Below are 20,182 nucleotides of genomic sequence, written 5' to 3'. Positions count from 1 at the left end.
TATTTCATGAGTGGACAATTTTTCATCTATCTTTATAAAAAATCTATTTTCCAACCCTTTTGTGGGCTTATTAAGGCCTTTTATTTTACATATGCAGCAAAATTCATGTCATGGGTCAAATCCATACTAGCTTAATTAGGTAAGTTTCTTGGCTTTGACATACTTTTTTAAACATCACCTATATAGCTGTAGTTTAAATCTGTTTTACTACAACACTATATATCCTTAAGCTAACAGCTAAATCAGAGCACTTTTTCATTATAGCTATAAATGATCATTCAATTTAAAGGTGCATTTTTTTAACCTTTCGCGGCATATTCACTCTGTTTAAGCTTGGTTAAACTATATTTTATTTCAACGACTGCTTTGTCATGCCTCAGCAATTTTATTTACGCTTTCCATTGTTATTGATCGGCCTGATGTTAATGGCTTTTGGCGTGGTGCTGTCTATTCGCTCGGATTTAGGCACATCGCCTATTTCATCCCTGCCTTATGTATATAGTTTCATTGTGCCGCTTTCGGTCGGGGTGCTAACCATTGCGATGCATATTGTAATGATTATTGGACAAAAGCTCTTATTGGGAAATAAGTTTACATGGACGCGTTATCTACAACTGCCGATTGGTATAATTTTTGGCCTAGGCATTGATGTATTACTGTGGCTTACACAAAATTGGCAAGCAGATAACTATATACAGCAATTGTTGTACTGTTTAAGTAGCTGCATGATCACTGCAATTGGTGTATGTATGCTGGTTAAAGCCAATTTGGTCTTTTTGGCAGGCGAAGGATTGTATCAAGCCTTTGCATTGCGTTTTAACTGGAACTTTGGCTCATGTAAATCTTATGGTGATATGGTTTTAGTGCTGTTGGCCCTTATAAGTTCATATATTGGATTGCAGTATATTGTTGGGATTCGTGAAGGCACTATAATTTCGGCACTATTGGTTGGTTTTTTGGTTAAACAAATGCTACCGCGCCTAGCATTTATTCAATATAAATAGCGCATAGAGTCGCTGTAAATAACAACGTGTTGCATAGAGCTTTTTCTAGACATAAAAAAAGAAAGAGATCTCTCCCAAAATCTCTCTCTCTGAGTTAGATCATCAAATGCGATCCAGTGTGTCTTATTATAATTATTTTCGTTAAATTCTTGCTAAAAGTGAACCGATCTTCCTTGAATAATCGTCCTTATCTATACCCTCTGGACTGTGCTACACAGTCATAAGATGCAATCCATCCTAACGAGATTTTTTTTCAAATGCAAGGTTTTGGAAAAAATTAAACCTTGTTTTTATAAGGTTTTTTTTGAATTTACTTATTTAAAATACAAATATAAAACTTTAGTCATAAAAAAAGCAGACCAAAGTCTGCTTTTTTTCAATTACTTAAAACACATCAAATAGGCTTAGTCCACAAAAGTGACTTTCGCAATGGCTTTTTTACTTGATTGAACAATTAAGGTCACATTTTCTTTGACAGCAAAAGAAGCATCTACTTCTTTCCAATCAACTTTGGCTGCACCACGTGCAACTGCATCTTTGGCTTGGGCCGCATTTTTAACCAGACCTGCAGCACGCAAGATTGACGCAATGAACATCTCACCGCCAAATTCTGAGCGTGAAATCGTCACTTCTGGTGTACCTTCTGGTAATTCACCTTCGGTAATGATGTTGCCGGCACCTTTATGCGCATTGGCAGCCGCTTCGCTTCCATGGAAACGTTCTACCAATTCAAGGGCAAGAATCTTCTTCACTTCTTGAGGATTACGCCCTTCAGCCACTTCTTTTAATAGCTGTTGAATTTCATCTAAAGATTTAAAGCTGAGTAGGTCAAAGTAACGTTCAATTAAAGAATCCGGCATTGAAAGCACTTTTTGATACATCGCACCCGGTGTATCAAACACACCAATATAGTTGCCTAAAGATTTAGACATTTTATTGACGCCATCTAAACCTTCAAGGATTGGCACAGTAATACAAACTTGTGCTTCTTGATCATAACGACCTTGCAGCGTACGACCCATAAGCAAGTTAAAGGTTTGATCGGTACCACCAAGCTCTACGTCAGCTTGTAAAGCAACTGAGTCATACCCTTGTACCAATGGATACAAAAATTCGTGAATGGCAATTGGCTGTTGGTTGTTATAACGCTTGGTAAAGTCATCGCGCTCTAACATACGCGCCACAGTTTGCTGTGATGCCAATTGAATTAAATCAGCCGCAGTTTTTTGCGCAAACCATTCTGAGTTAAACACCACTTTGGTTTTGTTTGGATCAAGAATTTTAAACACTTGTTCTTGATAGGTTTTAGCGTTTTCTAATACTTGTTCACGTGACAGTGGTGGACGTGTCGCACTCTTACCGGTCGGATCACCGATCATGGCAGTATAGTCACCAATCAAGAAATATACTTCATGACCTAAATCTTGGAATACTTTTAATTTGTTAATTAAGACCGTATGACCTAAATGTAGGTCTGGTGCTGTCGGGTCAAAACCCGCTTTAATTTTTAATGGACGATTCTGTTTTAATTTCTTCAGAAGGTCTTCTTCAGAAATAATTTCATGGGTGCCTCGTTTGATGAGAGCAAGTTGTTCTTCAGCCGGCAGGAAATTTGACATCACAAAATCCAAATAGATCAGTTATACAATTTGTGCGATATACTAACACTTTTTCAGCATATTGCAGGCTTTAGAATCATCATGACAGCGATCTATATTGGGGTAATGACCGGCACAAGTATGGATGGTGTCGACATTGTTGCTGCTTCTTTTAATCCTCTGCATCTTCATGCCACACTAACCTTGCCATTTGACCCTGATTTACGTGATGAACTGATGGCACTGACTTTACCTGACGACAACGAAATTGATCGTATGGGCAAAGCCGATGTAGCTTTGGCAACCATGATTGGGCATGGCATTAATCAACTGATCCAAGACCACAATTTAGATAAAACAAAAATTAAAGCCATTGGCTCACATGGGCAAACTATTCGTCATCGTCCTGAACATGGTTTTACCTTACAAATTGGCGACCCCAACATCATTACCGAAATCACCCAAATTCCGGTCATATCTGATTTTCGTCGTCGTGATATGGCAGCAGGTGGTCAAGGTGCGCCGCTTGTTCCGGCTTTTCACCAAGATATTTTTCAACATCAATCAATTCATCGGGTGATTTTAAACTTAGGCGGCATTGCTAATGTCAGTATGTTGCCTGCCGGTCAACCTGATCAAGTCTTTGGTTTTGATACCGGACCTGCAAATATTTTGATGGATGCATGGTGCGAGCGTTACACCGGTCAGCCTTATGATGAAAATGGCAATTGGGCCGCTTATGGCACGCCAATTCGCAGTTTGCTCGATCGGCTACAAAGTCATGATTTCTTTTCTAAAGAACCGCCTAAAAGTACAGGACGTGAAGACTTTAATTTAGAGTGGTTGGATGAACAAATTTTAGATTGGCGTAGCGACATTGAATATAACGAATTAGAAGATACACCAGAAAATGTGCAAGCCACCTTAATGAAACTCACCACACGCGCGATTAAAAAAGCCATTTATCGCTCTGATATGGCAACTGGTGAAGTGTATGTCTGTGGTGGTGGCGCATATAACTCACATTTATTAGAGCAATTACGTTGGCGTTTACGTAAACATCAATGGACGGTACAAACCACTGCCGATTTAGGTTTAAGCCCAACGTGGGTAGAAGCCACAGCTTTTGCTTGGCTGGCTATGCGCTTTGTTAATCAACTCAGTGGCAATTTGCCTGCGGTCACAGGTGCTACAGGTTATCGCGTACTTGGTACCATGACGTGTATCTAAATAAAAAAGCCCCAAATTTGGGGCTTTTTTTACGGCAACTTTACATAGAGAAAGAAGAGCCACAACCACAAGTGGTGGTTGCATTTGGATTTTGCACCACAAAGCGTGAACCTTCTAAACCTTCAATATAATCCACCACAGAGCCTACTAGATATTGGTAGCTGAGTGAGTCGACCAACATTTTTACATCGCCATTTACAAATTCTGCATCATCTTCATTTTGGCTTTCTGCAAAGTTAAAACCGTAAGAGAAACCTGAACAACCACCACCTGTTACATAAACGCGTAACATTAAATCTTGGTTGCCTTCGCTCTCACGCAATTGGCGTACTTTGTTCGCAGCACTATCCGTCAGCTCAAGCGCTTGATCAGTCATGGGGAGATTCCTCTATTGAATTGGGTGGTCTTATGCGGCTAAGACAATATATGCAGTATAGCATAATCAATATATGGGGCACTTTTGAAGATTAAAAGGCAGCAAAATGCCAAGTTTATTTTTTACTCAAGATAAAAGTCACTCAGGTTTTGGCTTTTTTCTAAATTCCATTAGAATGAGGCCTATTTTTTCTTTGTTCGATAATTTCATGATTCAGTTAGAGCAACTTTCTTTACGTCGCGGCGGACGTGTTCTTTTTCAAAAAGCGTCTATGCAATTGCATCCCGGTTGGAAAATTGGTTTAACAGGGGTCAATGGTGCTGGTAAATCCACTTTGTTCTCAGCGCTCTTAGGGGGCATGGAATCTGACAGTGGTAGCTTAACGCGCCCTGCGGTATGGACTGTGGCCCATATGGCACAAGAAATTAAATCCTTGGATATGAAGGCTATTGATTTTGTTTTATCGGGCGATGAAGAATATTGGAATATTCAACATCAACTGGCCCATCCTGATACGCTCAATGATTCTGAACTTGCTCATTTATATGGACGTTTTGATGAAATTGACGGCTATTCAGCAGCAGCTAAAGCTTCACAACTGATGGCAGGTTTAGGATTTTTTGAACATCAATCTGAATTGAATGTATCAAGCTTCTCGGGTGGTTGGCGTATGCGCTTAAACTTAGCGCGTACTCTAATGAGCCGTTCAGACTTATTGTTACTGGATGAACCAACCAACCATTTAGATTTAGATGCAATTTTATGGCTTGAAGATTGGCTTAAAGCTTATGAAGGCACTTTAGTTTTAATCTCGCATGACCGCGATTTCTTAGATGCGATCACCGACCATATTTTACATATTGAAAATCAAGAATTAATTTTATACACCGGCAACTATTCAACTTTTGAGCGTACTCGTAGCGAACGCTTAGCACAGCAACAACAAGCTTATGAAAAGCAATTAGAAACCCGCGCACATTTACAAAAATACATTGACCGTTTTAAAGCCCAAGCCACCAAAGCCAAACAAGCACAAAGTCGTATTAAACAGTTAGAACGTATGCAAGAGCTTTCGGCGGCGCATGTTGATACGCCATTTACCTTTAGCTTCCGTGAACCGACCAAAATGAGTTCACCACTGCTTGAGCTTGAAAATGCTGATATTGGTTATGGCGACAAACTCATTGTCACCAATGTCAATCTGCAAATTACCCCCAACAGCCGTATTGGTTTATTGGGCATGAATGGTGCAGGTAAATCGACCTTAATTAAAGCTTTAGTTGGTGATTTAGCCTTAATGCAAGGTCATCGTAAGGATTCAGAATTACTTAATATTGGTTATTTTGCTCAGCATCAAATGGATGCATTAGATGGCAATGCCAGCCCAATGTTACAGTTAGCCCGTATCGCAGATAAAAAAATCAGTGAAGCCACTTTACGAGCTTTCTTGAGTAGCTTTGGCTTTAGTGGCGAACGCATGGATACCCCGTCTGAGAGTTTCTCTGGTGGTGAACGTGCACGTTTAGCATTAGCTTTAATTGTATGGAAGCGTCCAAACGTTTTGATTCTAGATGAGCCAACCAACCATTTAGACTTAGATATGCGTCATGCCCTGACTATGGCGCTGCAAGATTTTGAAGGTGCAGTGGTGTTGGTATCGCATGAACGTCAATTGGTGGCCAGCGTTTGTGATGAATTAATTTTAGTACATGGCGGTCGTAGTCGCGAATTTGATGGTGACTTAGTCGCTTATGCTGATTGGTTGCGTCAAGCCCGCATTGACATGATTAAAAATGGGCAAAAGCCAGCAGCACCTGTGCAATCAGATGTGCAAATTAAACCTAGCATCTCGAAACTCGATAAAGAAGCTCAGCGTAAAGAAACTGCGCGTCGCCGTGAATTGGGGCGTCCAATTCGTAAAAATATCGAGAAAAATGAAGCACAAATTGCCAAATTACAGCCACGTTTAGCCGAAATTGAAGCTTTATTGGGTGATACCGCACTCTATGAAACAAGCCGTAAAGATGAATTGCTTAAACTCATGAATGAGCAAACAGAACTTAAAGCCAAAGTTGAACAGGCTGAAGAGCTGATGTTAGAACTCATGATGGAACTTGAAGAACTCGAAGCCTCTTTTGAAGATTAAATACTCGGTTTAAGTTATGCACACTTGCCAAAAAGTTATCCACAGTTTGTGTGCATAAACCCCAAGTTATCCGCAGTAAAAAGCACCTTTGGGTGCTTTTTATTTTGAAGCGACTTTTTTATTTAAGGTGGATAACTCAAAACTTATCCACAGTTTTTAGCTTAACAATGCCAGTTATCAACATCCATTATTTTAAAAAGCGTAATTCAGTAATTTTCCATTCGGTTGTATACACCCAAGTTTCTTGAATCTTTTGTTGATTACTCAGTTCGACTTGTACTTGGCATTTTTGTAAATTTTCATCAAAATCAAATAGTTCTGCTTCTACATCTAGTTTTTGTGGCTTCCACACACCATTTTGCACCGCATGTTCAATTTGCGTATAACGCGTATAGTGACTTTCAACTCGACCTTCTTGCTCGTAAATTACTTTAAAGTCTTGGTCTTCGTATTGGGCTAAAGCGGCATAATCGCCATTAAAAAATGCCTCTACCCAATGATCACGGATACTTTCTAAAGTAGTGATAGCCATATTATTTTCCTCAATTTTAATCAAATTTTTAGTTTATTTTGATAGCAACATAGCATAAAAAAAGCGCCTCGAAAGGCGCTTTTTAAAATTTTATGCTTAGACTTAATTAAGCATCAATATCAGCATTTAAGGCATTTTCTTCAATAAAGGCACGACGTGGTTCTACATCATCGCCCATTAAACATGAGAACATACGATCGGCTTCAATCGCATCATCAATCGTTACTTGTAACATGTTACGGTTTTCAGGATCCATAGTGGTTTCCCAAAGTTGTTCCGCGTTCATCTCACCTAAACCTTTGTAGCGCTGAATCATCATACCGCGACGCGAGTCTTGTAAAATTTGCTGCCATACTTGATGGAAAGTTGATACTTGAATCTTACGCTCACCTTTTTGTAAGTAAGCACCCTCTTCAAGTAAGCTAAACCAACTTTTCGAGTTCTTTAACAAACGTGCATATTCAGCTGAAGCCAACAAATTCGCTTCAAGTAAATAGGCATGTGGCAAGTTATGAACATACACTGTAAGGCGTGGATAATACGCAATCACGGTATTGCCCGCAGCATCTTGCTTTTCAAAGCTCTCTAAAGACAATTCAGGACGTAAGTTTTCTTGCTGTGCTGCAATCGCTTGACGTAACTGTTCACCCCACGTTTCTACGTAGTTTTTATCGGTCACTTGATCCAGTTTAAAGGCTTCAAGACCTAATAAACCATCAAGTAAAGTTGCAGGATAACGCTGTGTTAAACGCTGAATGCTCTTTTGCGAAGTTTGATAATCCGCAATCACATTAGCTAATGCTTCACCACGAATGGCAGGGGCTTCAGCGCTAATATGTAAAGCAAGCTCATCAATGGCATTTGAAATTAGGTAAGTTTCCAGTGCATCGTTATCTTTGATGTACTGTTCTTGCTTGCCTTTTTTGAGTTTATAGAGCGGTGGCTGTGCAATATAAATATGACCACGCTCGACCAATTCCGGCATTTGACGGAAGAAGAATGTCAACAATAGCGTACGAATATGCGAACCATCCACATCAGCATCAGTCATGATGATGATTTTGTGATAACGCAATTTGTCTGGATTATATTCTTCACGACCAATACCACAACCTAAAGCGGTAATTAAGGTACCCACTTCAGCTGATGAAATCATACGGTCAAAACGCGCACGCTCTACGTTTAAGATTTTACCTTTCAGTGGCAGAATCGCTTGCATTTTACGGTTACGACCTTGTTTCGCCGAACCACCTGCTGAGTCACCCTCGACAAGATATAGTTCAGACAAAGCTGGATCTTTCTCTTGGCAATCGGCCAATTTACCCGGCAAACCTGCAATATCAAGCGCACTCTTACGACGTGTCATTTCACGGGCTTTACGCGCCGCATCACGGGCACGCGCAGCATCAATTATTTTACCTGCAATGGCTTTAGCTGCTTGCGGATTTTCTAATAAGTATTCAGAGAATGACTTATTCATCGCCTGCTCAACAGCAGTTTTCACTTCACTTGACACCAATTTTTCTTTGGTTTGCGAAGAGAATTTTGGATCTGGCACTTTAACAGAAACAATTGCAGTTAAGCCTTCACGCGCATCGTCGCCTGAAACTACAACTTTTTCTTTTTTCAGAATATTTTCGCTATCCATATAGCTGTTTAAACCGCGCGTTAAGGCAGCACGGAAACCGGCTAAATGGGTTCCACCATCTTTTTGTGGAATATTGTTGGTAAAGCAGCGTACATTTTCTTGATAAGAATCATTCCATTGCAAAGCAACTTCAACGCCAATGCCATTTTCTGCTTGCACGGTAAAGTGAAAAATGTCATTTAGATGGGTTTTACCTTGGTTAATATATTTAACAAACTCAGATAAACCACCTTCGAAATCAAATACATGCTCTACGTTAATACGTTCATCACGTAGCACAATACGAACACCTGCGTTTAAAAACGAAAGTTCACGTAAACGACGCGCTAAAATATCAACGTTAAAGATGGTTTGACTAAATGTTTCCGCACTTGGATAGAAACGAACCGTGGTACCAGAGCTGTCAGTTGTACCTGTTTCACGTAATTTGTAAACAGGATCACCGTGACGATATTCTTGCTCGTAGCTTTTGCCTGCACGGCTAATATTTAACAGCAGTTTTTCTGACAGTGCGTTTACAACAGACACACCTACACCGTGTAAACCACCCGATACTTTATAGCTATTGTCATCAAACTTACCGCCTGCATGCAAGATGGTTAAAATTACCTCTGCTGCAGATACCCCTTCTTCAGGGTGAATATCGGTTGGAATACCACGACCATTATCGGAAACAGAAACCGATTCATCTTCGTGAATGGTCACTAAAATTTCATCACAATGACCAGCTAAAGCCTCATCAATCGAGTTGTCAACAACTTCAAAGACCATGTGGTGTAAGCCGGTGCCATCGTCAGTATCACCAATATACATGCCGGGACGTTTACGAACCGCGTCGAGGCCACGTAATACCTTGATACTAGAGGAATCATAAGCCTTTTCAATGGTTTGTTCTGTAGTAGAGACAGATTGATCTTCTGAACTCATGGTTTCTCCCTAGTGAAAAAATAGGTCTATCCCAAGATGGGTAAATCATTGTGTGACAAGGCGAACCTCACCGTTTTCAACATTGAATAATTGATAAGAAATAGACAAATCATGTAAGTGAGTTTGCACTGCTTCATGGTCTAAAGTGGTAATAAAAACTTGACTACCAAGTTGGCTTAAACGCCCAATTAAACGTTGTTGTGCGGTTAAATCTAATTCTGCCGTCAGATCATCTAATAATACCACAGTTTCCTTATTACACCCATGCAGCATTGCAATCTGTGACAGTTTTAAGGCAATGATCAAGAGCTTTTTTTGCCCACGTGACAACACCACATCAGCATCGCCAATTGGCGTTCTTAAACGCAGATCAGCACGATGCGGGCCATATTCGGTATAGCGCCGATCAAGGTCTTTTTGATGATGCTGGGTTAAATCATGCAATAAACCGAGCTCAGTATGAAAGCCTGCTTGGTAATCGAGTTTGATCTCGACATTCGGCAATAAATATGCCAAATCTTGAGCCAAATACTGCTGCCATTGTTCCACAATACTTAAACGCTGTAGATGTAACATTTCACCATAACGACTCAGTATTTCATTCCACGGCTCTAAGTCTTGCAAACTTAAGTTACGCTGATTTTTAAGTAGACTATTACGTTGTTTTAAGGCACGTGAATAAAATTGCCATGTTTGATAAAAATCAGGTTCCACGTGAAACATCAGCCAATCGAGTAATTGACGACGTGGTTTAGCACCATGATCAATAATATCCGTGCTTAATGGATCAATCATTTGCAATGGCAGTAAACGTGCTAGCTGACCTTGTGTGGCAATATGATCACCATTGAGTTTAATGATCTGTTCACCCGAAATCAGCTTTTGCATCCCAATTTTATCGCTTACCGATTGCGCAAAAACAATCGCATCTTGGGCATGCTGCTGAATGTAATGTTTGGGGATATGTGTTCGAAATGAGCGACCTGTAGCCAGCAAATGGATCGCTTCAAGTATAGAGGTTTTACCCGAACCATTGACCCCATAAAAGACGTTAAACGGCTGCAACTCTTGGAGCGCAACCGTTTTTAAATTTCGAACACGTTGAATATTTAAATGCGTGATCTGCATAAATCTAAACGCTTAAACACGCATTGGCATGACCACATAGGTCTGATCAGGATGCATCGCATCTTGTACCAATACCGAATGATTGGCTTCTGTCATGGTCATGGATACATCTTCACCATCGAGGACATTAAGTACTTCAAGTAAGTATTGCGAGTTAAACGACATTTCCAATTCATCGCTAGTGTACTGAATTGCAAGCTCTTCGGTTGCTTCATCTTGCTCAGGGTTATTGGCACGCAATTGCAACGCATCTTGCTTAAAGATTAAGAACACACCACGCAATTTTTCATTACTTAAAATCGAAACACGTTGCAATGATTGTTTAAATACATCATGACCAATCACAACTGTTTTATTGCCACCACGTGGAATCACACGACGGTAATCAGGGAACTTTCCATCAATGAGTTTGGTTGTGAAACGCACGGTAATATCTGGTTGTTCTTTGTCACGGCTTGGCGTGCTAATGGTAATATTAAGTAATTCACGACCAATCAACAAAGACAGTTGTTCATCTTCAAGACTGAGTAAACGCTGCAACTCAGCAACTGCCTTACGTGGCACAATCGCTTGCATCGGCTGTGTAGCATTCGATGAAGCGACTGTTTCACACAAGGCTAAACGATGACCATCTGTGGTCACCGCACGCAATTGATTCTCTTCAACTTCAAGCAAGGTACCTGTTAGGTAAAAACGTACATCTTGCACTGCCATCGCGAAAGCAGTCTTTTCAAACAAACGTTTTAATTCACGTTGTGTCACGGTCACTTGCGTGCCTTGCGTACTTTCTGTAGTTAATAGCGGATAATCTTCAGCAGGCAATGTGCCTAACACAAAGCGACTACGCCCTGAGGTTAAAACACAACGCTGATCTTCAGCGACATGTAAATCAACAAAAGCACCATTCGGTAGAGATTTACAAATATCAACCAATTTACGTGCCGGTACAGTCGTTTCACCCGCTTGTAAGCATGCACCTTCAGCTAAGACTGTACTTGCTACCAACTCAACTTCTAAATCAGAGCCTGTGACCGTTAACGCATGCTGCGTCACCTGCACTTTAACGTTAGATAGAATATTCAGAGTATGGCGACGTTCTACCGCGCCCACAACGTGAGAGAGAACATTCAATAAGCTTTCTTTCGCGATTTTTAAACGCACAATACATTCCTCTAACAACTGAAGATGAAATTTTTCGATGAGTAATATGAGGTAGAACTTACGTGATTGCAAGGTCTAGCAATTGAATAAAACTTAATCAGCTTTGTAACAAGCGCTGTAGGTTTTTATAGTCCTCATTAAACATAGGGTCTTCTTGGCGTAAGCTTTGCACTTTTTCACAGGCATGCATGACCGTACTATGATCACGCCCACCAAAAGCCATACCAATTTCAGGAAAGCTGTCGCCAGTAAGTTCACGTGATAAACCCATAGCCAATTGACGCGGACGCGCATAAATACGGGTACGTTTAGGTCCAACCAATTCTTTAAGTGGAATACGGAAGTACTCACTTACTACACGCTGAATGTTTTCAGTACTAATGGTACGTGCACGAATCGCAAGTACATCTTTGAGTGATTCACGCACCACATCTAGGTCAATAGACGTGCCTTTAAAGCGTGAAATTGCCACAACTTTATTTAAAGCACCTTCGAGTTCACGAACATTAGCGACCACTTGTTGTGCAATAAATAAAGCACAATTACGCGGTAATTCTACACCCGTGCTTTCTGCTTTTTTCAGTAAAATTTCGATCCGTGTTTCAATATCAGGGGGCTCAACACCAACCGATAATCCCCAAGAAAAACGTGAAACCAAACGTGGATCAAGTTCAGTCAACTCTTTTGGATAGCGATCTGAAGTTAAAATGATCTGTTTTGATTCATCAAGTAATGCGTTAAAAGTGTAAAAAAATTCAACTAAACTCGCTTCTTTACCAGCAAGTAAATGAATATCATCGACAAGTAATAAATCCAGTGAACGGCAATTTTTCTTAAATTCTTCGACCTTACCCTTTTGCAATGATGTGACAAAATCTTGCACAAAGCTCTCAGCAGTCATATACATCACACGTGCATTTGGTTTCGCTTGCAACAATGCATTGCCTACCGCTTGCATGAGGTGAGTTTTACCTAAGCCAGTTGGACCATACAAAAATAACGGATTGTGTTGCGGCTCACCTAATTGCGTTAAAACCTTACGACACGTTTCAGCAGCCATTTGATTAGAACGACCTTCCACAAACAGTGAAAAAGTGAATAAGGGATTTAAAAGACGCTTACGATTTGCTTTAGCTGCTTCATCTTTGTCTTTTTTAGCTTTGGTCGGTGTAGATACAGGAGTAGGATTTTGTAAAGCTGCTGTGCTCGTTGCAGGCTGTTCACTAGGCGCTAAAATTGCACCAGGACGCGAATCAACTAAAATTTCAACTTTACGCACACGCCCTTCAGAAAGCTGTTCTGCCAAAATTGAGATCAATTCAAGATGATGTTCTTGAATATAACGCGTCCAATAAGGATTAGGCGCATATAGGCGTAAACAGTCTTGAGCCTCTTCTGCAACTAATGGGCGAATCCACATCGTAAAGACATTTCCAGATAGCTCTTGGCGCAAGCGATCTAAACAGTCTGTCCAAAGCATGTGAAACCCCTATATATCCATTAACAGATGAAAACTGACCGCCCCAAACCTAAGCGGGTCGCCATTCTAACCAAGTTATCCACATCTGTCATGACTAATGACATTAATTTGCTAAAAAAAGCTCAATTTTAAATTTAAACCACCATGTGGATAAGTTTACCCGAAAGTTGTGGATAAAATATATCAAAAACTTATCCCCAAAGTATTCAATTAATATAAACATAGTTATTCACAACTTAACTAAATGTTTTTTATTAAAAAAAGTCACTTATCCATAGAAATTAGGCTTCCTAATAATAATAATATTAAATTTATAAATTTAAATTTATTTATAAGCACAATGTTTTTTGTGGATAAGTCTTAAAATGGAATAAATTTAAAATCAAAAATATAAGCTATTAACAAACTATGTATAAACTTGTGGATAAGTATGTTAATATCGTTGTTGATATTTAATTTATCCATTAATATCAAATATATAGAATAATAAAAACTGTACATTCTTAATTTTCTATATAGGACAATCATTTTAATGTTTAAGAAAATATTACAATCTAATTTGATAACATTTGCCCTTTTTCATTGACAGCTCAAGCAATGAGCACTAAAATCGCGGACCTTTATAGAAAGATCATTTTTGGAGTTTCGATATGAAACGTACATTTCAACCATCTGAATTAAAGCGCAAGCGCGTTCATGGTTTCCGTGCTCGTATGGCTACTAAAGCTGGTCGTCAAGTATTAGCTCGCCGTCGTGCAAAAGGTCGTCATAGCTTAACTGTTTAATCAGTTAACGCTTGACGGTTTTGGGTGTGATGACAACACTTTGCGGCTATAGCACAGAGGTTCGTTTACGCTGTGCTGCCGATTACAAAGGTGTGTTTGATGGTGCGCTTTTTAAAGTGCATCAGCCCCATTTCTTATTTCTAGCAAAACATTCCGAACTGCCAAATAGCCGTTTGGGTTTAGTTGTTGCTAAAAAGAAAGTGCGTCGCGCACACGAAAGAAATAGAGTAAAACGACTTGCTCGCGAAAGCTTTCGCTTGCACCAACATCAATTAGGTTTATTAGATATTGTCGTCATGCCCAAAATGGGAATTGAAGCTATACCTAATGCCGAATTGTACCAGCAACTACAATTTGCTTGGCAGAAGTTACAACGCCTTGCCAAAAAGCATTCTAAAATAGCTCCCTCTCCACAAAAGTAGAGATGGCCAATGGTACGTCTACTGCATTGGTTCATTCGTTTCTATCAGATTGCGATTAGTCCTTTACTTGGACCTCGTTGTCGTTATATTCCAACTTGTTCTCAATATGCTTTAGAAGCAGTCCAGACACATGGTGCTGTCGGTGGTGTGTGGTTGTCTACAAAACGTATTTGCCGGTGCCATCCTTGGGGAGGATCGGGTTATGATCCTGTTCCATTTAAAGCAATTCGTTTTATTTCCTTTCAGCAAATAGATTCTGATTCTCAAAAGCGTCTTGTTGCTGTACCCTTTCGTGATCGTTTATTGAACCAAAAACACTCTAACCACTTGGGGTAATAGATATGCAACAATGGGCCAGGATTGCAATTCTCGGTGCCATGTTTGTTGTCGCATATTTGCTCATTTTGGCGTGGCAAAAAGATTACGGTAATGTCGAGAACCAACCGCAGCAACAAGCTGCCGTGGTATCACAGGATGTATCTGCAGATTTGCCAAATGCTCAGACGGCTGTTGCCGCATCTGATCTGCCACAAGCAAATGTCACAGCACAACAGGCAACGGACACTACAGCACCTGTAAGTCAACAGCTTATTTCAGTACAAACTGACCTTTATCATCTTTGGATTAGTCCAAAAGGTGGTGATATTGTTCGTGTTGAATTACTCAATCATGACAAAAATAAAGATAGCGATGAACCATTCGTTATGCTTGAAAGTGACGCGAAACGCACGTATGTCGCGCAGTCTGGTTTAGTTGGTCTAAATGGCCCAGACTCAAGCCGTAATGGTCGTCCTAATTATGAAGTTGAGAAAACGTCATATAGTTTAGCCGATGCTAAAGCTGTACCAAGCAAAGATGGTCAATCAGCAAAAACGCTGAGCGTACCTATGGTATATAAAACAGCGGATGGCGTTGAAATTATTAAAACCTTTACCTTTACTGAAGGTAAATACCCAATTGTTGTTAATCACAAAGTGGTTAACCGCAGCAGCCAAACTTGGCAGGGTCAAATGTTTGGTCAAATCAAACGTGATAACTCTGAAGACCCAGGTCAATCTGATCAAGGCATTTTCACTTTAGGAACTTTCCTAGGTGGTGCATGGGGTACACCGGATGAACACTACAACAAATTAAAGTTTGATAACTTTAATGAAGAAAAAGTAAGTGTTGATGCCACAGGTGGTTGGGTTGCGATGGTGCAACACTACTTCGTGAGTGCTTGGGTACCAGGCGAAATTAAGTTGACCCAAAATGGCGGTCAAGCTTATGCAGCCAAACTAGAATCACGCAAATCAGCTGATGATATGAATATCATTGGTTTTACTTCACCTGCGATCAATGTACCAGCAGGTACAGTAGCTGAAGTGGATGCCACATTCTATTCAGGTCCAAAAATTCAATCTGAGTTGAAAGATTTAGCAACAGGTTTAAATCAAACTGTGGATTACGGTTGGTTATGGCCAATTGCGAAACTTTTATTCTTAGGTCTTGAGTTTTTCCATGGTTTGATCGGCAACTGGGGTTGGGCGATTATTCTACTTACCGTATTGGTTAAACTAATTCTTTGGCCATTATCGTCGAAGAGCTACCGCTCGATGGCGAAAATGCGTGTGATTGCACCTGAAATGCAACGCATGAAAGAAGAGTTCGGTGAAGACCGTATGCGTTTTTCGCAAGAAATGATGGCGTTGTACAAGCGTGAGCAAGTGAATCCACTTTCAGGTTGCTTACCATTGTTACTGCAAATGCCAATTTTCCTTGCTTTATATTGGGTATTGATGGAGTCAGTTGAACTTCGTCATGCACCATGGATGTTCTGGATTCAAGATTTATCTGCAATGGATCCATGGTTTATCCTGCCCTTATTGATGGGCTTAACCATGTTTATCCAACAGTCGTTGAATCCACAACCGACTGATCCAATGCAAGCTAAAGTATTTAAAATCATGCCAGTTATCTTTACAGTATTCTTACTGTTCTTCCCTGCAGGTTTAGTACTTTACTGGATCGTCAACAACTTGATCACCATCTTACAGCAAGGCTTAATTAACAAAGCTGTGGCTAAAGAACGTGAACAACGTGAAGGCTCAAGTCAGTAATACAACACGACTGACTAGCTGAATTAATCCGCTTAAGATGGTAATCTTAGGCGGATTTTTATTTGTGCTGTTATCCAAAATTTTTAGGTGAATGTTATGCAAAACCAAACCACGATTGCTGCGATTGCCACACCACCGGGGCGTGGTGGTGTTGGGGTCATTCGCCTATCTGGGCCAAAAGCGTATGCTATTGCTGAGAGCTTGACTCAACAGCCACTTGCAGGCGCACGTTATGCAGCATTTCGCAAGTTCTATGATGCCGTTGGTGAGGTCATGGATGAAGGCTTAGCCATTTGCTTCCCTAATCCACATTCATTTACTGGTGAAGATGTGGTTGAGCTACAAGGTCATGGTGGCCCTGTGATTCAAAATGCCCTTTTGGCGCGTTTATTTGAATTGGGTGCCATTGCTGCCAAAGCCGGCGAGTTTTCGATGCGTGCTTTTGAAAATGGTAAGCTCGATTTAGTTCAAGCAGAAGCGATTGCCGACTTAATTGATGCCACCTCACAAGCGGCAGCACGCTCAGCGGTACGTTCATTGCAAGGTGCATTTTCAAGCAAAGTGAATCGTGTTTTAGAGCAACTGATTCACCTACGTTTACATGTTGAAGCAGCAATTGACTTCCCTGAAGAAGAAATTGATTTTTTAGCCGATGGTAAAATTTTAAGTTTGCTAGATGGTGTAGCGATTGCTGTCACTGAAGTACAGCAATCAGCGCGTCAAGGTCAGTTACTACGTGAGGGCTTACAAGTGGTGATTGCAGGTAAGCCCAATGCGGGTAAATCATCATTACTCAATGCTTTGGCAGGGATTGAACGTGCCATTGTGACTGATATTGCTGGTACGACACGTGATGTATTACACGAAAAAATCACGCTTAATGGTTTACCAATTACCCTAACCGACACGGCAGGTTTACGTGAAACTGGTGATATTGTAGAAAGAGAAGGTATTCGCCGTGCCATCAAAGAAATTGAAAATGCTGATTTATTATTATTGGTGTATGACTTAAGCCAAGGTGACGATCCGCTACAATTGGCACAAGAGTATTTTGCCGAGCATCTTGAACCAAAGCGTTTAATGTTAATTGCCAATAAGTGCGATTTAACAGATGCGATGCCTCACTTAGGTGATTATCAAGGTTTCCGTCATATTACGGTATCAGCTAAGCAAGAGATGGGTGTACAGGCGCTTATTGATGCAGTGACAGCACATGCAGGCTTCCAACCTGAGGAAGATACCTTTATTGCGCGTACCCGCCATCTAGACGCAATGAAGCGCACACAGCACTATCTTGCAGAAGCTCGTGAACAATTAGTTGTGTATAACGCAGGTGAATTAGTTGCAGAATCGCTCCGCTTAGCACAAAATGCTTTGGGTGAAATTACCGGTGACTTTAGCGCTGATGATCTATTGGGCAAGATCTTTGGCTCTTTTTGTATTGGTAAATAGACATAATCAGTTAAAAAGCCCTTATGTTGAGGGCTTTTTCATAGGTCTTGCTTGCATAAAAACTAAAATGAATCTTAAACATCAGTCATTCACTAGTGCTTGTGTAAAAGTCTCATAAGGTTGTTGATAAGTCATGTTTTATCCACAGGGTGAATTATATAAAAAGCCAACATATCTAAAAAATTAATTAAGTTGTTGTTTTTAAAGAAAAATATTAAATCTGGTTTGTTTTTTTATGTTCCACGTGAAACTTTATGGTTGTTGTATTTGAGTAAAAAAATTCACTCACAAATTAGAATCAGACAAGAACAGCGTAGAATATTGACCTAGATAACATCTCAATTTTGAGTACTTTACAGATGCAAAAAACAATATGGGTTGCAATCTTGCTCTCTTTGAGCAGTCTGGGTTGGGCAGATATCAATACAGCACAGCAAAATCTTGCAAAAAACTATCCAAATTTAGAGATTAATAATATTGCAAGCACCGAGATGCGTGGTATTTATAGTGCTGAACTTGACGGACAAGTGGTGTATTTAAATGAGGATGCCCAGCATTTGATTGCTGGCAATATGCTGCGTTTAAGTGATCAAAAAAGCTTAACACAAGAATTGATTGTGAAAAAAAACACGATTGATTGGAAAAAACTCCCGCTTAAGAATGCCATTAAATCAGTACGAGGTAATGGTAAACGCCAATTGGCGATCTTTTCTGACCCAAATTGTCCATATTGTAAACAGCTTGAAGTAGAATTAAAAAAACTCAATGATGTCACGATTTACACATTTATTTTACCGCTTAAATCACAATCTGTTGCCGCATCTAAGCAAGTGTATTGTGAACAAGACCCTGCATATGCTTGGCAACAACTGATTGAAAAAGGCATTGAGCCTAAAACTAAGAAAAGCTGTACTAACCCTGTGAACGCTAATTTAGCGTTGGCTAAAGAGTTAGGAATTGCAGGAACACCAGCTATTATTTTTAGCAATGGTTACCGTGTATTAGGGGCTTATCCTGCCAATGAAATGGAAGCAATTTGGCGTGAATTAGGTTTATAAGTTGTATAGCGTTAAAAAAGCCCTGCGTATACAGGGCTTTTTTGTTTTTAAGCTTTTTTGCTGAGTATATTGTAAATAAACAAGATAATAATTGCACCAATGATAGAGGCAATAAAGCCAGCTGCTGAATTTTCACCATAAAGACCGAGTAACCGACCGCCATAAGTAGCTAATAAAGAACCTGCGATCCCAAGAACCGTGGTCATGACAAAACCTGCTTTATCATTCCCGGGATGGAGAGCACGCGCAATCAAACCTGCAATAAAACCAATGACAATCGCAACAATAAGTGACCACATAGCTTATCTCCTCTTCAATGAAGGGTTGTCGTAATGTGTTATGAATCTATCATTATGGATTCAACTCTTTGACTAAAGCGCAGTTTAGCTAAAAAATGTTGCTTTTTTGTGCAGCATGGGGCTTTAAAAAAATAAAAAAAGTGGCCTTCGGCCACTTTTCAATAGGTTTAGTTTTAATACAAACTTATAAACCAATTTCACCAATAAATGGGATATGACGGTATTTTTGGTCGTAGTCTAAACCATAACCGACAATAAATTTATCTTCCACTTCAAAACCTAAGAAACGTACATCAAGCTCGATTTCACGGCGCGAAGGTTTGCTCACTAAAGTACATAACTCAATTGAGTTTGGCTCACGAGTTTGTAAAATTTCTAATACTTTGCTTAAGGTATTGCCTGAATCAATAATATCTTCAATTACTAATACATCTTTGCCGCGGATTTCGCCGTCTAAATCTTTTAAGATTTTTACATCACGGCTTGATACTGTACCACCGCCGTAGCTCGACACAGTCATAAAATCAAGTTCGTGTGGCTTAGTAATAGTACGGCACAAGTCCGCCATAAAAATCACTGAACCACGTAATAAACCAATTAAAACCAATTCTTTGTCACTATTGGCATAGTGAGCATTAATTTGTGCGCCAAGTTCTTGAACTTTCGCTTGGATTTCTTCGGCCGAAATCATAACATTCATTTCAACAGACATGGGTAGATACCTAAAAAAGTATAAAAAATAAAAAAGGTGTTGACCTGCAACACCCCAAAACATGTACTAATTTTAAAACATCTTACGCGTTGTTGCATCCGTTTTAGTGTTGAAAATGTAAACCA

The 20,182-nt window shown here is 40.0% G+C and carries 18 protein-coding genes; 9 read left to right on the top strand and 9 right to left on the bottom strand.

Going from position 1 to position 20,182, the window contains the following annotated elements; genetic code table 11:
* Positions 1-371: 371 nt before the first annotated feature.
* Positions 372-1,004, top strand: a complete 633-nt coding sequence (locus tag Q0Z55_RS09095; RefSeq protein ID WP_297427343.1) for a DUF6198 family protein — start codon at positions 372-374, stop codon at positions 1,002-1,004.
* Between the two features lie 404 nt (positions 1,005-1,408).
* On the opposite strand, the gene tyrS is transcribed toward Q0Z55_RS09095, so the two are convergent.
* Complete coding sequence (gene tyrS, locus Q0Z55_RS09090) at positions 1,409-2,641, bottom strand: tyrosine--tRNA ligase (RefSeq protein WP_297427348.1); 1,233 nt, start codon at positions 2,639-2,641, stop codon at positions 1,409-1,411.
* 63 nt (positions 2,642-2,704) lie between these two features.
* Between tyrS and Q0Z55_RS09085 the strand changes: the two genes are divergently transcribed.
* Positions 2,705-3,832, top strand: coding sequence for an anhydro-N-acetylmuramic acid kinase (locus Q0Z55_RS09085; RefSeq protein WP_297427340.1), 1,128 nt, complete (start codon positions 2,705-2,707; stop codon positions 3,830-3,832).
* Between the two features lie 40 nt (positions 3,833-3,872).
* On the opposite strand, the gene erpA is transcribed toward Q0Z55_RS09085, so the two are convergent.
* Positions 3,873-4,208, bottom strand: coding sequence for an iron-sulfur cluster insertion protein ErpA (gene erpA / locus Q0Z55_RS09080; RefSeq protein ID WP_297427337.1), 336 nt, complete (start codon positions 4,206-4,208; stop codon positions 3,873-3,875).
* A 208-nt stretch (positions 4,209-4,416) separates the two neighbouring features.
* Between erpA and Q0Z55_RS09075 the strand changes: the two genes are divergently transcribed.
* Positions 4,417-6,354, top strand: coding sequence for an ATP-binding cassette domain-containing protein (locus Q0Z55_RS09075; RefSeq protein ID WP_297427334.1), 1,938 nt, complete (start codon positions 4,417-4,419; stop codon positions 6,352-6,354).
* A 187-nt stretch (positions 6,355-6,541) separates the two neighbouring features.
* On the opposite strand, the gene Q0Z55_RS09070 is transcribed toward Q0Z55_RS09075, so the two are convergent.
* The 5 genes from Q0Z55_RS09070 to dnaA form a co-directional block, all read right to left on the bottom strand.
* Positions 6,542-6,886, bottom strand: a complete 345-nt coding sequence (locus Q0Z55_RS09070) for a hypothetical protein (protein WP_297427331.1) — start codon at positions 6,884-6,886, stop codon at positions 6,542-6,544.
* Positions 6,887-6,992: 106 nt separating this feature from the next.
* Complete coding sequence (gene gyrB / locus Q0Z55_RS09065) at positions 6,993-9,461, bottom strand: DNA topoisomerase (ATP-hydrolyzing) subunit B (protein ID WP_297427330.1); 2,469 nt, start codon at positions 9,459-9,461, stop codon at positions 6,993-6,995.
* Positions 9,462-9,506: 45 nt separating this feature from the next.
* Positions 9,507-10,589 (bottom strand): DNA replication/repair protein RecF, encoded by a 1,083-nt coding sequence (gene recF, locus Q0Z55_RS09060; RefSeq protein ID WP_297427327.1) that lies wholly within the window; start codon positions 10,587-10,589, stop codon positions 9,507-9,509.
* Positions 10,590-10,601: 12 nt separating this feature from the next.
* Positions 10,602-11,750 carry a DNA polymerase III subunit beta gene (dnaN, locus tag Q0Z55_RS09055; RefSeq protein WP_297427324.1) on the bottom strand — a complete coding sequence of 383 codons (1,149 nt, stop codon included), beginning with the start codon at positions 11,748-11,750 and terminating at the stop codon, positions 10,602-10,604.
* Between the two features lie 97 nt (positions 11,751-11,847).
* Entirely contained in the window at positions 11,848-13,230 is a 1,383-nt protein-coding gene (dnaA, locus tag Q0Z55_RS09050) for a chromosomal replication initiator protein DnaA (protein ID WP_297427321.1), read from the bottom strand.
* 650 nt (positions 13,231-13,880) lie between these two features.
* On the opposite strand from dnaA, the gene rpmH reads away from it, so the two are divergent.
* The 6 genes from rpmH to Q0Z55_RS09020 all read left to right on the top strand — a co-directional run bounded on the left by rpmH (position 13,881) and on the right by Q0Z55_RS09020 (position 19,046).
* Positions 13,881-14,015 carry a 50S ribosomal protein L34 gene (gene rpmH / locus Q0Z55_RS09045; RefSeq protein ID WP_000831329.1) on the top strand — a complete coding sequence of 45 codons (135 nt, stop codon included), beginning with the start codon at positions 13,881-13,883 and terminating at the stop codon, positions 14,013-14,015.
* Between the two features lie 29 nt (positions 14,016-14,044).
* Positions 14,045-14,437, top strand: coding sequence for a ribonuclease P protein component (gene rnpA, locus Q0Z55_RS09040; protein WP_297427345.1), 393 nt, complete (start codon positions 14,045-14,047; stop codon positions 14,435-14,437).
* Positions 14,438-14,446: 9 nt separating this feature from the next.
* Positions 14,447-14,773 carry a membrane protein insertion efficiency factor YidD gene (gene yidD, locus Q0Z55_RS09035; RefSeq protein ID WP_297427313.1) on the top strand — a complete coding sequence of 109 codons (327 nt, stop codon included), beginning with the start codon at positions 14,447-14,449 and terminating at the stop codon, positions 14,771-14,773.
* Between the two features lie 5 nt (positions 14,774-14,778).
* Positions 14,779-16,536 (top strand): membrane protein insertase YidC, encoded by a 1,758-nt coding sequence (gene yidC, locus Q0Z55_RS09030; protein WP_297427310.1) that lies wholly within the window; start codon positions 14,779-14,781, stop codon positions 16,534-16,536.
* 96 nt (positions 16,537-16,632) lie between these two features.
* Positions 16,633-17,988, top strand: coding sequence for a tRNA uridine-5-carboxymethylaminomethyl(34) synthesis GTPase MnmE (mnmE, locus tag Q0Z55_RS09025; RefSeq protein WP_297427308.1), 1,356 nt, complete (start codon positions 16,633-16,635; stop codon positions 17,986-17,988).
* 359 nt (positions 17,989-18,347) lie between these two features.
* Positions 18,348-19,046, top strand: a complete 699-nt coding sequence (locus Q0Z55_RS09020) for a DsbC family protein (RefSeq protein ID WP_297427306.1) — start codon at positions 18,348-18,350, stop codon at positions 19,044-19,046.
* Between the two features lie 47 nt (positions 19,047-19,093).
* On the opposite strand, the gene Q0Z55_RS09015 is transcribed toward Q0Z55_RS09020, so the two are convergent.
* Together Q0Z55_RS09015 and hpt are read right to left on the bottom strand one after the other, a co-directional pair.
* Positions 19,094-19,345: a GlsB/YeaQ/YmgE family stress response membrane protein gene (locus Q0Z55_RS09015; protein WP_297427303.1), complete on the bottom strand. Its 252-nt coding sequence runs from the start codon at positions 19,343-19,345 to the stop codon at positions 19,094-19,096.
* A 184-nt stretch (positions 19,346-19,529) separates the two neighbouring features.
* On the bottom strand, positions 19,530-20,057 hold the full coding sequence (gene hpt / locus Q0Z55_RS09010; protein ID WP_297427300.1) for a hypoxanthine phosphoribosyltransferase: 528 nt from the start codon (positions 20,055-20,057) through the stop codon (positions 19,530-19,532).
* Positions 20,058-20,182: the final 125 nt, after the last annotated feature.

The sequence above is a fragment of the uncultured Acinetobacter sp. genome (assembly GCF_947626835.1).
Lineage (GTDB): Bacteria > Pseudomonadota > Gammaproteobacteria > Pseudomonadales > Moraxellaceae > Acinetobacter.
This window is presented reverse-complemented; position numbering and strand designations above follow the sequence as displayed.

Coding starts and splice junctions, on each gene's coding strand:
- Q0Z55_RS09095 (WP_297427343.1), top strand. CDS start 372: ATGCCTCAGCAATTTTATTTACGCTTTCCATTGTTATTGATCGGCCTG.
- Q0Z55_RS09085 (WP_297427340.1), top strand. CDS start 2,705: ATGACAGCGATCTATATTGGGGTAATGACCGGCACAAGTATGGATGGT.
- erpA (WP_297427337.1), bottom strand. CDS start 4,208: ATGACTGATCAAGCGCTTGAGCTGACGGATAGTGCTGCGAACAAAGTA.
- Q0Z55_RS09075 (WP_297427334.1), top strand. CDS start 4,417: ATGATTCAGTTAGAGCAACTTTCTTTACGTCGCGGCGGACGTGTTCTT.
- Q0Z55_RS09070 (WP_297427331.1), bottom strand. CDS start 6,886: ATGGCTATCACTACTTTAGAAAGTATCCGTGATCATTGGGTAGAGGCA.
- gyrB (WP_297427330.1), bottom strand. CDS start 9,461: ATGAGTTCAGAAGATCAATCTGTCTCTACTACAGAACAAACCATTGAA.
- recF (WP_297427327.1), bottom strand. CDS start 10,589: ATGCAGATCACGCATTTAAATATTCAACGTGTTCGAAATTTAAAAACG.
- dnaA (WP_297427321.1), bottom strand. CDS start 13,230: ATGCTTTGGACAGACTGTTTAGATCGCTTGCGCCAAGAGCTATCTGGA.
- rpmH (WP_000831329.1), top strand. CDS start 13,881: ATGAAACGTACATTTCAACCATCTGAATTAAAGCGCAAGCGCGTTCAT.
- rnpA (WP_297427345.1), top strand. CDS start 14,045: ATGACAACACTTTGCGGCTATAGCACAGAGGTTCGTTTACGCTGTGCT.
- yidD (WP_297427313.1), top strand. CDS start 14,447: ATGGTACGTCTACTGCATTGGTTCATTCGTTTCTATCAGATTGCGATT.
- yidC (WP_297427310.1), top strand. CDS start 14,779: ATGCAACAATGGGCCAGGATTGCAATTCTCGGTGCCATGTTTGTTGTC.
- mnmE (WP_297427308.1), top strand. CDS start 16,633: ATGCAAAACCAAACCACGATTGCTGCGATTGCCACACCACCGGGGCGT.
- Q0Z55_RS09020 (WP_297427306.1), top strand. CDS start 18,348: ATGCAAAAAACAATATGGGTTGCAATCTTGCTCTCTTTGAGCAGTCTG.
- Q0Z55_RS09015 (WP_297427303.1), bottom strand. CDS start 19,345: ATGTGGTCACTTATTGTTGCGATTGTCATTGGTTTTATTGCAGGTTTG.
- hpt (WP_297427300.1), bottom strand. CDS start 20,057: ATGTCTGTTGAAATGAATGTTATGATTTCGGCCGAAGAAATCCAAGCG.